The sequence below is a fragment of the Mycobacterium sp. NGS63 genome (assembly GCF_059812295.1).
On the sequence record NZ_JCALCJ010000005.1, the window covers coordinates 345,645 to 360,171 of the forward strand.

Genomic DNA, 14,527 nt, shown 5'->3' on the forward strand with positions numbered 1-14,527 from the left:
CCAAGCCCGCAGGGACGCGCGCGACTGATGTGACGGGTGCGGCTACCCCTTGGCCGCGGCCGCCCTGGCGCGCTCCGTCATCGAGGCGACCACCCCGCCGTCGTTGAGGATGTCGGTGCCGGTGAGATAACCGGCCTTGTCGCTGGCGCAGAAGGCGAGTAGCTCGGCCATCTCCTCCGGCTTGCCCCACCGCGGCACCGCGGCATCGGCGACCATCGCGCCGGCGCCGGCCTGCTCCTCGAGTCTGCCCATCTCGGTGTCGATGGACCCCGGGGACACCGAGACGATGCGCAAGCCGCGGGCGGTGAACCGCTCGGCCTGGGCCTGGCTGTACCACCGCACGAAGCTCTTGCTCAGGGCGTAGGCGATGCCGGGCCGGAGATCCTCGGGAACGATGTCGCACGCGCCCACCATGGCGTCCATGAATGCATCGGGATCGTCGAGCGCCACCGGAAATTGTGCTGTCGGAATCATTTCCGCGGGCAGCATGTGCGCCGCCATCGATGCCACGTTGACGATCGCGGCGCCCTCCTCGGCTATGGCGTAAAACGCCTCGTCGACGTTCACGGTGCCGATGGCATTGGTCCGCATGACGTAGTCGGCGGAACCCATGCTCGGGCTGACCCCCGCGGTGTGGATGACGGAGGCGAGCGTGCCGAGGCCGGTCGCGGTGTCGAACAGGTCGGCAACCGCGCCCCGGTCGGTGACATCGCAGTTGACGATCGTCGGAGTGATCCCGAGGTCTTGCAGGGTCGTGCCCGCGGCCGTGAGCCGGTCCTGCCGGACGTCGCAGAGGACCAGAGTGTGGTCGCGGCCGACGAGCTTGGCGGTGGCCAGGCCCATGCCGCCCGCACCGCCGGTGATCACCGATACTCGATTCATACCTGGACCGTATACGTAGCGTGAACCCGGGCGGAGTCGGGTTACACCATTTCCCGCGCCCAGGCGATATGCCCCTCGAGGCCAAGCGAATTCGCCATCTCGCGGTAGCGGTCGCGCAAGTCGCGATAGGACACCTCGTCACCGCGGGCCTGCGCCTCCCACGCCCGCATCGGCAACAGCCACAACTCATGCAGAACGAAACCGGGTTCGGTAGGCACCGCCGCCAGCCGATCGATGGCGGCCTGTGCCTCCCGGATGTCCGAGGGCTCGCCCCGGCGCAGCAGTGCTTGCACCAGATCGGCGACGGTCGCCGCGCGCACAGTCATGTCCCCAGAGGCGTATTCGCGTTCGACCGCGGGGCTCAGCAATTCGATCGCGCCGTCGAGATCGCCGGTACGGACCTTCTCCTTGGCGACCCATGTATCAGCGTAGGTGGCCGCCAGAAGGGTATAGCGCTCTTGCAGGGCGGCTTCCCGGACGGCGGCCAACAGGGGAAAGGCCTCGGCGCGTCGCGGTCCGCCGTGGGTCAAGAGCACGATCGCGTGCACATGCCGAGCGCAGGCGAGCGTCAGATCGTCGCCGGATCGTTCCGCGATTTCCAGGACCTCACCCGTTTCCTGTAGGTCCGCTGCGTCCGGCACCCACGCCCCGTTAGGCACGCCCGCGTATTTGAATAGCAGCATCAACGCGCGCATCGTCGGCTCGAACGAACGGACCATGGTGGCGGCCCGGTCCACATCGGCTCTCCAACGTTGGTCCCCCAAGAAGAATCGTGCGCAACCGCCCAGCATGATGGCGCCTGCCAACGGAGATCCGATGATGAGGTTGCCTCGGGTGGCGTCGCCCTCGGCCAGCTCGATCATCCGTTGCGCCAGGCGCAGGGCCTCGGCGACCTCGCCGCATTGGAGCTTGGCGGAGAGGGGCCCATAGAGCAACCCGAGCGTCAGCGTTGGGTCGCCGATCGACTCGAGCAGGCTCACGAGTTCGGAAGCCAAGTCCGAGGCTTCGCGGAATCGGGCATGCACGATCAGCGCCGGTACCCAACCCGCCATCGCCATCGCCAGCGACACCTTGTCGCCGGCGGCACTGGCCAGCTCGCGCAGTTCGTCGAACCCGGTGTCGGCCAGGCTCCCGCCGGCCAGCCAGGCGCTGGCGCACAACAACGTTCGCGGGGCGATCCGCATCGCGCCGCGCTCGGGGACCGTGTGTGGGACTTGATCGGCAATGTCGCAGGCATGCCGCCAGCTGGCCCGGGCCGCGGTGATGTGGCGGTGGGTCAGCCACTCACCCGCGCGCATGTACCAGTTGAACGCCGCGACGAGATCCCCCGCCGCTTTGAGATGTTCAGCGATAAGCGCCGCGTTCTCGCCGGCCGTACCCGGCTCGTGCTGCTCGATTGCGGCGGCCAGTCGCCGGTGTAGCTCGGCCCGATCCGACTTCAGTTGCGATTCGTAGGCGACGGAACGGATCAGCGGATGCCGGAACGCGTATTCGACCCGCGGGCTGAAGCCGACCTGATCGACCAGTTCACCCGCGACCAACTCATCGATGGCCGGGTCGATGCCCAGGGCGGCAACCAGATCCGGGCTGAACCGTGAGCCGATGACCGCCGCGGCGCCGAGCGTGCGTTTGGCCGCGGCGCTGAGGCGGTCGATGCGCGCGGCGATGACGGCCTGCAGCGTGGCCGGCACCGCGGCGTCGGAAGCGTCGCCGCGCAGCAGGTAGGAGCCGCGCTCGCCGTGAATCGAGCCCCGTTCGGCGAGGTCCCGGACGATCTCCTCGGCGAAAAACGGGTTGCCGCCGGCGCGTTCGGCGATGACGCCGGTCAGCTCGCCCAGCGAGGAATCGGTGCCGAGCAACTCACCGATCAGCGCCATCGTCTGCGCCGCGTTGAGCGGCCGCAGGGCGATCGTCTGCGCCCCGGGGATCGCCGTGAACGCGCCGCGGTACTCGGGTCGGTACGTGATCAGCACCATCGAGGGGGTTTGCCGAATCACCGCCATGAAGTCGGCCAACATCGACTCGCTGACCTCGTCGATCCAATGGGCGTCCTCTATCACGTACAGCACGGGTTCGGTCCGGGCCAGCGATGCGGCGTTGACCAGCGCGGTGAGGCGACGCCGCCGGGCGTCGCCTTCGACGCCGGGCGCGTCGACTGCGGGGTCGGCGACGCCGAGCAGGTCGTCGAGCAGCCAGAGATCCTCGGCGTCGGCGGCGGGAAACCGCGCCCGGAGCTGCGCCCGCGCGCCCTCGCCGGCCAGCCCGTCGACCCCGAGGCCGGCCCGTAATAGCCCCGTCACCGCGTGGAACGGGATGTCGCTGGTATGGGACTCGCAGCAGGTGGTAAAGACTTCCATGCCACGGCGTTTCGCCAGCGCTTCCGATTCACGGACGGTGCGGCTCTTACCGATGCCCGCCGGGCCGACGACACCGATGACGCAGCCGGTCCCACCGATGGCCTCGTCGAGAAGGCCGGCAATGGTGTTGAGTTCCCAGCTGCGGCCCACCAACCGCGGGTCCGTTCTGCTGCGCCGATCGCTGCCGGCCGCGATCAGGCGGCGGGCCGGCACCGGAGCCTCGGATCCCTTGATGCGGACGTTTTCCGACGCCGCGAGGGTCGCGGTGTCTTCGACCAGCCGGGCCGTCGACTCGCTGAGCATCGCCCCACCGGGTGGCGCAACCGATTCCATCCGCTGGGCCATGCCTACCTGCTCGCCGATCGCGGTGTAACCCAGTGCACCCGAACCGATTTCGCCGGCGATCACCCGGCCGGAGTTGAGGCCCACGCGCAGCCGCAGGTCGACGCCGTCGCGGGCGCGGACATCGGCGGCGAGGCGGGCGGCCTCATCCTGCAGCCCCAGGGCCGCCAGACACGCTCGGAAAGCGTGGTCTTCCAGGGCGATTGGTGCGCCGAACACGGCCATGATCCCGTCGCCGGTGAACTTGTCCACCGTGCCGCCGAATCGATGCACTACCGCCGAGGCCCGCTCCACCAACTCGGCCATGATCTCGCGCAACCGTTCGGCGCCCACGGCGGCGGCGATGTCCATCGAATGCACGGCGTCGGCGAACAGCACTGTCACTTGCTTGTATTCCGCCGGCTTGTCCGACGGACCAACCCGCGCGCCGCACTCGTCGCAGAACTTCGCCGTGGCGCGCAACTGCGCGCCGCACGGCACGCACGCCAGTCCGGCTTGGGATGCCCGAGCCACGCGAGCACCATAACCCAATCGGCACGAATCGGTGGCTTACCAGCGGAAAACTCGGTATCGATGCGTTGCTGGGAGCTAATCCTCGGGCGCATGGTGCGGGTGACCGCTGTGCCGAATCGCCCTCCCGACGAACGGTGCCTGGACGGTGGCGACCAGGTGACCGCGGTTGAAGATCAGCCCGGCGACGCCCAGCGCGGTGTAGATCGCGCACAGCACCAGCCGCTGCTGCGTGGAGACCAGGGGGAACTGCACGAGGAACAACGCCAGCAGCGCCCACGCCGCGGCGCGGGGGAAGCGCAGCCCCAGGATCAGCGCGACCCCCATCAAGGTCTGGGTGGCGGTCAGCAGCACTTCCTCGGCCTGGCGGGAATCGAGCACCAGCGAGAACCCGCCCCCGCCGAGCAGGTGGGCCACCGGCAGCGAACCGATCAGCAGCGTCCACTGGTTGACCTTCGACGAGATGAGCGTGGCGATGGCCGCCGTGCCCTTGCCGCGGCTGGCGAAGATGACCGCGATGATGAACTCCGGGGCTTCGGACGCCAGCGGGGCCAGCCACTGCACCAGCAGGAATCGGTCGATGCCCAATTCGGTACCGGCGGCAACCAGGTTGTCCGCGAACGGCTTTGCGCACAGCAGGATCACGGCGCCCGACACGGCGAACAGCCCGATCACCGCAATCCGCCGGCCGCGATCGGGCAGCTCGCCCAGCGCGGCGGCGGTGCCGACGAGGTCCGGCTCCTCGACGTCGCCGTGGCTGACCTTGTAGAGGTAGAAGCCGAACCAGGCCAGCAGCACCAGACCCACCCCGAGGTGGATTTCGCCGCTCGCCGGAATGGCGAATGCGAGCACGCCGGCGAACAACAGGAACCCGAGTTCGACGCGATTGGCGGGCTCCAGCGCCAGGCCGGTGGGTTTGCCGGCGCCAACTTTTCGCGCCACCAGGATGCTGACCAACACCACCACCGGCCAACCCAACCCCATCAGCAACCGGTTGGATCCGGTCATGTTGGCGGCGGCGTACTGGGTATAGACGGCGTTGTGGCCGGAGGCGTAGGCGTAGTAGAGGTCGACGGCGTACTCGGGCAGCACCGCGACCAGCGCCAGCGCCGCGATCGCCAGCCCGCCCGAGACGTCGATCTGGGCGGCCTCGGCGGCCCACGCGAGCAGGAAGCTCGCCGCCACCACCGCCGCCCCGAAGATCAGCAGGGCGGCGACCGGATCCGCGTGCAGGCCGGCGATCCGGACCACGACCGCCGGGGCGATGAATACCGCGGTGATCAGCCCCGAACGGATCAAGGTGAGCCGCCGCGCGCGTGGTGTGGTGGGTGCTGCGGCAACGGGCCTGTCTGCGGCCAGCATCGTCATCCTTCACTTCATCGGAGGGGGTGCCGGTCTGGAAACGGCTCTTTTGCCGTCGCGAACTATCTTTTCCCAAGCTACCGGTCGCACGCCCGGCCAGCAACGTCGCAGGTCGCTGCGCCGGCGGCTAACCCGCACCTGTCTTTGCTGGTTACTCGCGTCGACGCCGAAAGTTCGGGCGGGCTGATCCGAAACTTTGGCAAACCAGCTACGACGTTGTGGTGGCCGTTTCGCGCGTGGCGCGGTTAGTTTCTGGGGGTGGCTTCCGGCGAACAACCGTGGAACATCAACATTCACTACGACGCGCTGCTGGCGTCCAAGGTTCCGCCGACGGCCCGACGGGTCCTCGACGTCGGATGCGGGGACGGGTTCCTCGCCGCTCGCTTGACGCGGCGGGTGCCCGACGTCACCGCGCTGGACGTCGATGGCCCCGTCCTGCAACGCGCCCGGGCCCGGTTTGCCGCGGAGCCCATCGTGTGGGTGCAGGGCGACGTCATGACGGCCGACCTCCCACGCGGCGGTTTCGACGCCGTGCTTTCCAACGCCGCCTTACATCACATCGACGACACCCGCGCGGCGCTGCAACGCATCGCCGGTCTGGTAAGCCCCGGTGGAACCCTGGCCGTGGTCACCTTCGTCAAACCCTCGCTCCGAAACGGCTTGTGGCACTTGGCAAGTTGGACAGCAGGCGGTGCCGTCATCCGGTTCAGGGGCAAGTGGGAACACACCGCTCCGATCAAGTGGCCACCCGGGGACACCCTGCAACAACTGCGCCGCCACGTCCGCGTGGCGCTGCCCGGGGCTCGCATCCGCCGTCTGCTCTACGGCCGCGCGCTGATCTCTTGGCGCGCGCCCGGTTAGCCCCCGGGGCCCATCGCCGCGGCGCTGGCCTGAATCATCAGTTCGACGACCTGGTTGCGGGTCAGCGACCCCATCAGCTGCGCGGCGGCGCGCATGTCCTCGCCCACCATCCAGGTCGGGCCGTTGGTCAGGTTCGCGAACGCCTCGGCGATGACGTCCTCCACCGCGGCCGCTCCCGGCGGCACGTCGTCGGGCGAGCTGATCTGCCCGCGACTGTGCTCGAGTTCGCGCAACGCGGGCGTGTTGGTCTTGCCCAGGATGAGGCCCAGGACGTCGACGCCCTTGTCATGCAGTTCGGCCCACAGCGCTTCGGCGAACACCATGTCGAAGGCCTTGGAGGCGCCGTAGGCGACCATGTTGGGGCCCCCGGCCAGCCCGGCGCCGGACCCGAAGATGACGATGCCGCCGCTGCCGCGCGCCACCATCGCGGGGGCGAAGTGGTGGCACAACTGCATCGGCACCAGGCAGTTGCGCTGCACCATCGCCTCGGCCGCTTCGAGCGGGACATCGAGGAACGGCTTGAAGTTCGGGTCGGCGCCGGCGCAGTACACCAGGAACCCGATTTCGAGATCGCCGGTGGCCGCAACGATCGCGGATGCCGCGCCGGGCTCGGCGAGGTCGATCGCCAGGGTCCGCGCTTCGACCGGAAACTGCGAGTTGATCTGTGCCGCAACCCGTTCCAGCACCGATTGGCGGCGGGCCAGCAGCACGACGTTCACGCCGCGCTCGGCGAGTCCTGCGGCGAACGCAGCGCCCAGGCCGTCGGAGGCCCCGGCGACCAGCGCCCACGGCCCGTATTTGGTCGCAAACGTCACCTCAACTGCCCCCCACCGTGACCAGCCGCACCTGGGTGTAGCGGCGGCGCGCGATGCGCCACCCGCCCTCGGTGCGGACGATCTCGTCGTCGTAGAAGCCGATCGCGTTGACGCCGGATGCGTTGTCGCCGGCCATGATCAGCCCGTCGATGTACGTGCGGGCGGTCGCCCTGTCGCCGTCGAGCGTGATGGCCAGGTTGCTCAGCCGGTGCATGGTGTGCCCCGCCATCGCATGCACCTGCTCCATGAACTCCGCGACGGCGTCGACGCCCTGCCACGCGCCGATCACGCCGTAGTCGAGTTCGCAGTCGTCGGTGAACACGGTCCGGAACAGCGGCCAGTCACGCCGGTCGATCCCGGTGGCGTAGCGCACCAGGAGATCCGAGATGTCTTGGCGGTCTTCTCGTTCGGTCATCGGACGTCCCCGTTCGGATGCACCACGATGCGCGGCGGCCCGTCGGACCTGCGGGCCAGTTCGAGCGCTTCCGGGACCTCGTCGAGACCGATGATCTTGCCCACGCTCGGCAGCGGGTCCAGGCGTCCCGACGCGATGGCCTCCAGCGTTCCGTACCAGTCTTGCGGATGGGGGCCGCCGCCGAACTGGATGGTGACGCCCTGGCGCGTGGCGGTGGTGACGTCCAGCGTGTCGCCGGTGTACCAGCCGCCCGCGCAGTAGATCCGGGTGGCCATTTCGGCCGACTCGACGATGTTCTGCAACAGGCCCGCGACGCCGACACACTCGAATACCACGGCGGGGCCGGGCATTCCGCGTTCGGCGCGAACGTTGCGGAACGCGTCGAACGCCGACGTCTCGGCGGGGTCGACGAGGACGTGCGCGCCGAAGCGGTCACGCGCGAGCTCGCGGCGGTCGGCCTTGTAGTCGGCCACGATGATCGGCTCGATGCCGCGGGCGGCCAGCGCGGCGACCGCCGAGAGGCCGATCGCCCCGGCGCCGACGACGACGGGGATCTCGCCCTGCTGCAGCTGCGCCGACCGCACGTAGAACTCGCCGACGGCGAACGCATCGGTCAGCGCGGCGGCGTCGCTGGAGACGTCCCCCGGCACCGGTTTGGCGGCCGTCTCCGAAATCACCAGCAGCTCACCGAAACTGCCCTGCGCCTCCGGGTGCTGACCGATGATGCGCACGCCGCCCGCGCCCCCGTCGACCAGGCGAATCGGGATCGACGTCACCCGCGTGCCGACCGCGAACTGCTCGGTGCATCCCGGCCCGTGCCCCACGACCTCGCCGACGAACTCGTGGCCGAGCACGATGTCGCGGTCGGCGTCATACAGCGAACGGCCGGTCGGGTCGTCGATCGCCAATTCGGGGTGGTCCATGAAGTGCACGTCGGACGCGCAAATGGCGGTGCTCAGCGTCCGCAGCAGCAATTCGCCCGTGCCCGGCTTGGGGTCCGGCGTCTCCCGGACCTGTAGCCGGCCGTCTCTCAACACCACTGCGCGCAAGGAACCAACCTCATTTATTTTCTCGAATAATCGATATAGAATCTCGAATGCTCGCGATCACTGTATGAATTTCGACGTAAGGGAGTCAAGGCATTCGCGGATCGCCCTCGGCGCCGACCTCCCGGGTGCTCGACGTCGTCGAGCTCCTGGCCCGGTCCGCGCACGCGCGGCTGCGGTTCTCCGACATCGCGCGCGAGCTCGATCTCACCCAGGCGACGGCACACGCGATCCTGAAGACCCTGTGCGACCGCGGCTGGGCCAGCCGCGATCCCGTCGCGAAGACGTTCACGCTCGGGCCCGCCCTGGCCGTGGTGGCCGCGCGCACCGACACCGCGCGCCCGCTGGCGCACGCCGCTCGCGACGCGGCGCTGCGGCTGTCGCGCGATGTCGGCTACGCCGGCTCGGTGGTCGAGCGATTCGGTGATTCGTTGGTGGTCACCGCCTTTGAGGGTGATCCCGCGACCCAGCCGGCCGGCATCCCCGGTGATCGGATCCCGTACGCGCCGCCGTTCGGCGTCGCACTCGCCGCCTGGGACACCGAGGAGGAGCAGCGGGCCTGGGTCCGCCGCGGCGCGGGGACCAACGCCGACCGCGTTGAGCGGCTGGAGCGCGTCTTGGCGCACACCCGGGAGCGCGGGTTCGACGTCGACTGGACGACGCCGGCGCTGGCGCAGGCCGTCCAAGTCGTCGGCACGCTCGACAGCGACGAGATGCCGACCCCGGTGCGGCATATCCTGGACCAGTTGCTGGTCGAGTTCAGCACCATCGGCTTCCTCTCCGACGACAATCCCGGCCGGCGCAAGCAACCGGTGGTCACCATCGCCGCACCGGTGTTCGACGACCGCGGGCAGGTGGCCCTGATGCTGGCCGTTCATCCGCTGTGCCCGTTGAGCGCGCGGCAGATCCGGGTCATCGGCAAGAAGCTCACCGACGAAACGGCGGCCATCACCAAATCCCACGCGCGGGCCGTCTAGTTTGGCAATACGGACATATGGGGGCGACCGTAGGGTGTTTGAGTGCTGACAAGCGGGTCGGTGGTGTGCGGGTACCGCATCGAGCGGGTGCTCGGCACCGGGGGTATGGGCACGGTGTACTTGGCCGCCGACCCCAGCCTGCCGCGCCAGACCGCGCTGAAGGTGCTCTCGGCCGAACTGTCGCGTGACCCCGACTTTCGGGCCCGATTCATACGCGAGGCCGATACGGCCGCCTCCCTCGAGCACCCCCAGATCGTCTCGGTCTACAACCGCGGGCAAACCGAGGACGGCCAGCTATGGATCGCGATGCAGTTCGTCGACGGCATCGACGCCGACGCCGCGCTGCGCGAGGGGACCATGGCCCCGCAGCGCGCCGTGCACATCGTCGCCCAGGTCGCCAGGGCGCTGGACTTCGCCCACGCCCACAACGTGGTGCACCGCGACATCAAGCCGGGCAACTTCCTGCTGTCGGGCCCCGCGGGCCCCGACGAGCGAGTCCTGCTGGGCGACTTCGGAATTGCCCGCGCTTTCGACGACGTCGGGCTCACCGCGACCGGTTCGGTGATGGCCACCGTCGCCTACGCGGCGCCCGAGGTGCTGTCGAACGCGCCCATCGACGGCCGTGTCGACATCTACTCGCTGGGTTGCGCGCTGTTCCGGCTGCTGACGGGCCAGACGCCGTTCCCGGCCACCAACGGCGCGGCCGCGGTGATGATGGCGCACCTGTTCAGCCCGCCACCGCGGGTGACCGACGCGGTGCCGTCGCTGCCGCCCGCCCTGGACGCGGTGATCGCCACGGCCATGGCGAAGGACCCGGCGGCCCGGTTCGGTTCGGCGGGCGCGCTCGCCGAGGCCGCCGCCGGCGCCCTGCGCGACCCCATGCGGCGCGCGCCGCTGCCGCCGGTGCCCAGGGGGGCGGTCGGGCCCGCCCCCGTCGGCTCCCCGGCTCCGCCCTGGTGGCAGCACGGCGGACCGCGCACGATGGCGCAGGGGCCCGGACGCCCGCCCAAGCGCCGGCGTCGGCGGGCCCTGATCGGCGCCGCGGTGGGCGGCGTCGCGTTGATCGCCGCCGCGGTCACCGTGGTGGCCTGGCCCGACGGCGGGCCGGCGAATTCGGGCCCGGGGCCGGGCGCGGCCCCCGGATCGGGCACGGTGCCGGCGGCCGCGCAGGGCCCGCCGGCGACCAACGTCGCGGCCGCCCAGCTGCGCTCCATCCTGCTGACGTCCGCGCAGATTCCGAGCGGAAGCGGCGGGGGACCGCTGGTCCTCGAACGCGACGGCGCCACCCTGCTGGACGACTCCGCGACCCTCGACAACCCGCAGTGCGTCGGCGCGTGGGCGCCCGCGCAGCAGGCGACGTACGGCCCCAGCGCCTACACCGGCGTGGCCGTGCAGGACCTGCGGGCGCTGAACGAGACGGAGTGGCAGGACAGCGTCACCCAGGCCGTCCTCGCGTTCCCGCCGGACAAGGCCGGGCCGTTCTACATCATGCAGCGCGGGCAGTGGGGTTTGTGCGGCGGCAAGACGGTCACGGTGACCCAACCGGGCGCTCCCGGCCAGGCATGGGAGTTCGGCCAGCCGACCACCACCTCCGGCGTGCTCACCCTGACCGCCACCCTGCGCGGCGGCGGCTCGTGTCAGCACGGGATCCAGGTGCGCGGCAACGTCCTCATCGACATCCGGCAATGCCGCGCCGCCGGTGACGCCGACGTCGCGGCCCTCGTCACCGCGACCGCCGCCAAGGTGCCGCGCCAATGAGGGGTGAAATGACAACCACGACAACGAAAGTCGCCACGGTCGCCGCCGCGCTGGCCATCGCCGCCAGCGCCGCCTCCTGCTCGACGGTGACCGGCGGCACCGCGGTGTCGCCACGCACCACCACCCCGGCGTCGGTGGGGGCCGCGCCCAACCCGTCCGTCGCCCCGCCGGCGCCGACGACGGAGTCCGCCGAGGACCAGATACGCCAGACCGTCATGGCATTTCAGGACGCCTACAACACCCAGAACTGGGACGCCTACACCGAATTGATGTGCACGGCGATGCGGGTCGAGTTCACCGGGCCCACCATGGATTACCTGAAGAAGACCCGCGTACAGAACGGGCTCACCACGGTCAAGGTCACCTCGGTCGCGGTCACCGGCGACACGGCCACCGCCACGATGGACGCCCAGAATGAGGCCTTGGGGTTCCGTTCGGTGAGCCTGCCGCTCAGACTCGAAGACGGTTGGAAGATCTGCAAGCCATGAGCAAGCATGGTGAGTGAAGTGAAAAGCCCAGCGCCACACACGAAACCGCTCGCACTCGCGGCGCTGCTCGCCGCCGTCCTGGTGGGCTGCCACGATGCGACCGTCGCGGGCACCGCGCGGCCCGCCCCCCAATCGCCGGCAACCGCGCCGGCCCCGGTCAACGCTTCCCAGCTCGACCCGGGCAACTATCCCACGGCCCCGTCGCCCCCGCTGGGCAACGCCGGTTCCGAGGAAGCCGGGCGGCTCGTCGAGGGCCGCCGCATGGCCGCCTACGTCGTCGGGCCCTGGCAGGCCGACGCCTCGCTCTCCACCCCGGGCTCCAACTTCGCGGCCACGGTGATCAAGGACGTCGACCAGTTCTCCCATGTCACGTGGGCGCCGATCGCCGGCGGCGCGTACAACCTTCCGTTCGTGGTCGGGTTCTCCTCCGAGCGGCAGACCCCGGGCCCGAATCCGCAGATGTCGCTGCGCAACGCGGTCCTGCGCTTCGCCAACTCGGCCGCGGCGACGTCGGCCGCACAGGGCATGCACGACAGGGCGATGCACATGCCCCGCGTCCCCGACGTCACCCCGATCGTGACCGACCCGGAGCGGTCCATCCCCATCCCCGGCCACCCCGATGCCGCCGGGACGGTGCTGACCTTCCAGGACGGCACCCAGACGGTGCGGGAGCTGTCGGCCTTCACCGCGCACGGCCCCTACGTTCTGGCTCAGGTCGTGCGCTGCGCCGCCGGCCCCGACTGCGAAGCGCCGCTGGCCGCGCGGACCCTGGATCTGCAAGTGCCGCTGATCGACACGTTCCGGCCCACCGACGCCAACCAATTCGCCACCCTGCCGCTGGACCCGACCGGGCTCGTTGCCCGCACCCTGCCGCTGCCGGCCGACCAGGTCACGCAGATGTCCGGGGCCGCCTACGAGACGGCGGGCGCACTGCACTTGGAAGACGACCCCGTTGCAGTCGGCGCCGCGCTGTCCGCCGCCGGCGTGGACTACGTGTCCACCGCGCTGGCCACGGTGTACCAGGCCAAAGACCCCGCCGCCGCGCAGACGCTCGCCGGGTCCTACAGCGACATCGCGGCGAAAACCCCGGCGGCCCAAGCCGCTTCGCCGGCGCCGGGACTGCCGCAGAGCCGGTGCACGCGGGTCGCGGGGTCCAACGGCCTGGTGCCCCGCTACTGGTGCGTGGCCGCGGCGGGCCGCTACACGATCAAAACCGTTGCGCGGCAACTCGACAACGCACACCAGCAATTGGCCGCTCAATACCGGATGCTGGCGGGCTAGCCGTGACGCACGACTACGTGGTCGACGACCTGGCCCGCTTCGTCGTCGCAGCCGAGCAGGCGGACCTGAGCGGCCCACCGCGCGCAGCGCTGAAGCGCAACGTGCTGGACAGCGTGGCCTGTGCCGTCGGCTCGCTGGACGGCGAGCTCATCGCCACCCTGCGCGAGCACACCGGCCAGTTCAGCGGTGCCCCGACGGCGACCCTCGTCGGGGGCGGGCGGGCGTCGGTCGACCAGGCCGCGTTCTTCAACGCGGTGCTGGTGCGCTACCCCGACCTGCTCGACACCTACCTGACGGTGGGCGGGCTGTGCCACCCCGCCGACAACTTCGGCGCGGTGCTGGCCGTGGCCGAGCAGGTCGGCGCCGGCGGGGCGGACTTCCTGCTGGCCCTGGCGGTGGCGTACGAGGTGCAGTGCCGGTTCAGCGCCCAGGTTCCGCTGATGGCGCGCGGGCTCAATCACGCGCTGCAACTGGCGATGTCGGTCGCGGCCGGGTCGGCGAGGCTGCTCGGGCTCGACGCCGAGCAGACCGCCAACGCCATCGCCGCCGCGGCGGCGGACAACGTCTCGCTCGCCACCGTGCACGCCGAGCCGGTCTCGAACTGGAAGGGCATCTCACCGGCGATCACCGGCATGCGCGCGGTCTACACGACGATGCTGGCGGCCCGCGGGGTCACCGGGCCCAAGTCCCTGTTCGAGGGGCCGCACGGCCTGGCGCAGCTCCTCGACCAGCCCGTCGACTTTCACACCGCCGACCGCGCGCTGACCTGCGCGCAGCAGACCTACCTCAAGCAGTACTGCTCACTTATCCACGGGCAGGCCGTCATTGACGCGGTCCTGGCGATCCGCACCGAGAACGGCTTGCGCGGCGACGACATCGCCCGGGTCAACCTCGAGGTCTTCCAGGGCGCGTACGACTTCGCCGGCGGGGGAGCGTACGGCGACAAGGATCACCCCCGCACCAAGGAGCAGGCCGACTACAACCTGAAATACCTCAGCGCGGTGGCCCTGCTCGACGGGGGCGTCGGCCCCGAACAGCTCGAGACCGAACGGGTGTCGCGCGCCGACGTGCAGGCCCTGCTGGCCCGGGTGGACGTCACGGCCGCCGCCGACCTGACCGCGGACTATCCGCAACGCACGGCGGTCCGCGTGCACGTGGCCACCCGCGACGGGCGGGAATTCCACCGGGAGCAAAGCGATTACGAGGGATCGCCCACCCGGCCGCTGTCCTGGGGACGGGTGGTCGACAAGTTCACCTGGCTCGCCGAACCGTTCTGCGGGGAAGCGCTGCGCGCCGACATCGTCGCCGCGGTCGACCACCTCGACGAGATCCCGGTCGCCGAATTCACCGCCCTGCTGGGCGCGGTGAGCCCGACCGCCCACCGCCCACGGAGCAGCGCCCGCTTCTAGGCCCGTCCGTGCGCGCCCCCTTGC

The 14,527-nt window shown here is 70.3% G+C and carries 12 protein-coding genes; 6 read left to right on the forward strand and 6 right to left on the reverse strand.

Annotation, left to right across the window (positions count from 1 at the left end):
- Positions 1-42 precede the first annotated feature (42 nt).
- The 3 genes from AC5Y4Z_RS15695 to AC5Y4Z_RS15705 all read right to left on the reverse strand — a co-directional run bounded on the left by AC5Y4Z_RS15695 (position 43) and on the right by AC5Y4Z_RS15705 (position 5,459).
- The gene (locus AC5Y4Z_RS15695) at positions 43-882 is read right to left on the reverse strand and encodes an SDR family oxidoreductase (protein ID WP_499965374.1); all 840 of its coding nucleotides are present in this window, start codon (positions 880-882) and stop codon (positions 43-45) included.
- A 41-nt stretch (positions 883-923) separates the two neighbouring features.
- A complete protein-coding gene (locus AC5Y4Z_RS15700) occupies positions 924-4,094 on the reverse strand; it encodes an ATP-binding protein (RefSeq protein WP_499965375.1) in 3,171 nt (1,056 codons plus the stop codon).
- Positions 4,095-4,169: 75 nt separating this feature from the next.
- Positions 4,170-5,459 carry a calcium:cation antiporter family protein gene (locus AC5Y4Z_RS15705; RefSeq protein WP_499965376.1) on the reverse strand — a complete coding sequence of 430 codons (1,290 nt, stop codon included), beginning with the start codon at positions 5,457-5,459 and terminating at the stop codon, positions 4,170-4,172.
- Positions 5,460-5,711: 252 nt separating this feature from the next.
- On the opposite strand from AC5Y4Z_RS15705, the gene AC5Y4Z_RS15710 reads away from it, so the two are divergent.
- Positions 5,712-6,314, forward strand: coding sequence for a class I SAM-dependent methyltransferase (locus tag AC5Y4Z_RS15710; protein ID WP_499965377.1), 603 nt, complete (start codon positions 5,712-5,714; stop codon positions 6,312-6,314).
- Here AC5Y4Z_RS15710 and AC5Y4Z_RS15715 read toward each other — a convergent pair.
- From AC5Y4Z_RS15715 to AC5Y4Z_RS15725, 3 genes are read right to left on the reverse strand one after another with little or no spacing between them, the layout of a single operon-like run.
- Entirely contained in the window at positions 6,311-7,129 is an 819-nt protein-coding gene (locus AC5Y4Z_RS15715) for an SDR family NAD(P)-dependent oxidoreductase (protein ID WP_499965378.1), read from the reverse strand. The two genes, AC5Y4Z_RS15710 and AC5Y4Z_RS15715, sit on opposite strands and share 4 nt — an antisense overlap.
- A 1-nt stretch (position 7,130) precedes the next feature.
- Positions 7,131-7,544, reverse strand: coding sequence for a nuclear transport factor 2 family protein (locus tag AC5Y4Z_RS15720; protein ID WP_499965379.1), 414 nt, complete (start codon positions 7,542-7,544; stop codon positions 7,131-7,133).
- Positions 7,541-8,584 (reverse strand): zinc-binding dehydrogenase, encoded by a 1,044-nt coding sequence (locus tag AC5Y4Z_RS15725; protein WP_499965380.1) that lies wholly within the window; start codon positions 8,582-8,584, stop codon positions 7,541-7,543. The genes AC5Y4Z_RS15720 and AC5Y4Z_RS15725 overlap by 4 nt, the downstream gene beginning before the upstream one ends.
- 134 nt (positions 8,585-8,718) lie before the next feature.
- Between AC5Y4Z_RS15725 and AC5Y4Z_RS15730 the strand changes: the two genes are divergently transcribed.
- The 5 genes from AC5Y4Z_RS15730 to AC5Y4Z_RS15750 are packed head-to-tail and all read left to right on the forward strand — an operon-like array spanning position 8,719 to position 14,503.
- Positions 8,719-9,567, forward strand: a complete 849-nt coding sequence (locus tag AC5Y4Z_RS15730) for a helix-turn-helix domain-containing protein (protein ID WP_499965381.1) — start codon at positions 8,719-8,721, stop codon at positions 9,565-9,567.
- 42 nt (positions 9,568-9,609) lie between these two features.
- Positions 9,610-11,325, forward strand: coding sequence for a serine/threonine-protein kinase PknH/PknJ (locus tag AC5Y4Z_RS15735; protein WP_499965382.1), 1,716 nt, complete (start codon positions 9,610-9,612; stop codon positions 11,323-11,325).
- 8 nt (positions 11,326-11,333) lie between these two features.
- Positions 11,334-11,813, forward strand: coding sequence for an Rv0361 family membrane protein (locus AC5Y4Z_RS15740; RefSeq protein ID WP_499965383.1), 480 nt, complete (start codon positions 11,334-11,336; stop codon positions 11,811-11,813).
- Between the two features lie 18 nt (positions 11,814-11,831).
- Complete coding sequence (locus AC5Y4Z_RS15745) at positions 11,832-13,094, forward strand: DUF7373 family lipoprotein (RefSeq protein WP_499965384.1); 1,263 nt, start codon at positions 11,832-11,834, stop codon at positions 13,092-13,094.
- 2 nt (positions 13,095-13,096) lie between these two features.
- A complete protein-coding gene (locus tag AC5Y4Z_RS15750; RefSeq protein ID WP_499965385.1) occupies positions 13,097-14,503 on the forward strand; it encodes an MmgE/PrpD family protein in 1,407 nt (468 codons plus the stop codon).
- Positions 14,504-14,527: the final 24 nt, after the last annotated feature.

Excerpts from the sequence above, each read along its gene's own strand:
- AC5Y4Z_RS15695 (WP_499965374.1), bottom strand. The coding sequence starts at position 882 with ATGAATCGAGTATCGGTGATCACCGGCGGTGCGGGCGGCATGGGCCTG.
- AC5Y4Z_RS15705 (WP_499965376.1), bottom strand. The coding sequence starts at position 5,459 with ATGACGATGCTGGCCGCAGACAGGCCCGTTGCCGCAGCACCCACCACA.
- AC5Y4Z_RS15720 (WP_499965379.1), bottom strand. The coding sequence starts at position 7,544 with ATGACCGAACGAGAAGACCGCCAAGACATCTCGGATCTCCTGGTGCGC.
- AC5Y4Z_RS15740 (WP_499965383.1), top strand. The coding sequence starts at position 11,334 with ATGACAACCACGACAACGAAAGTCGCCACGGTCGCCGCCGCGCTGGCC.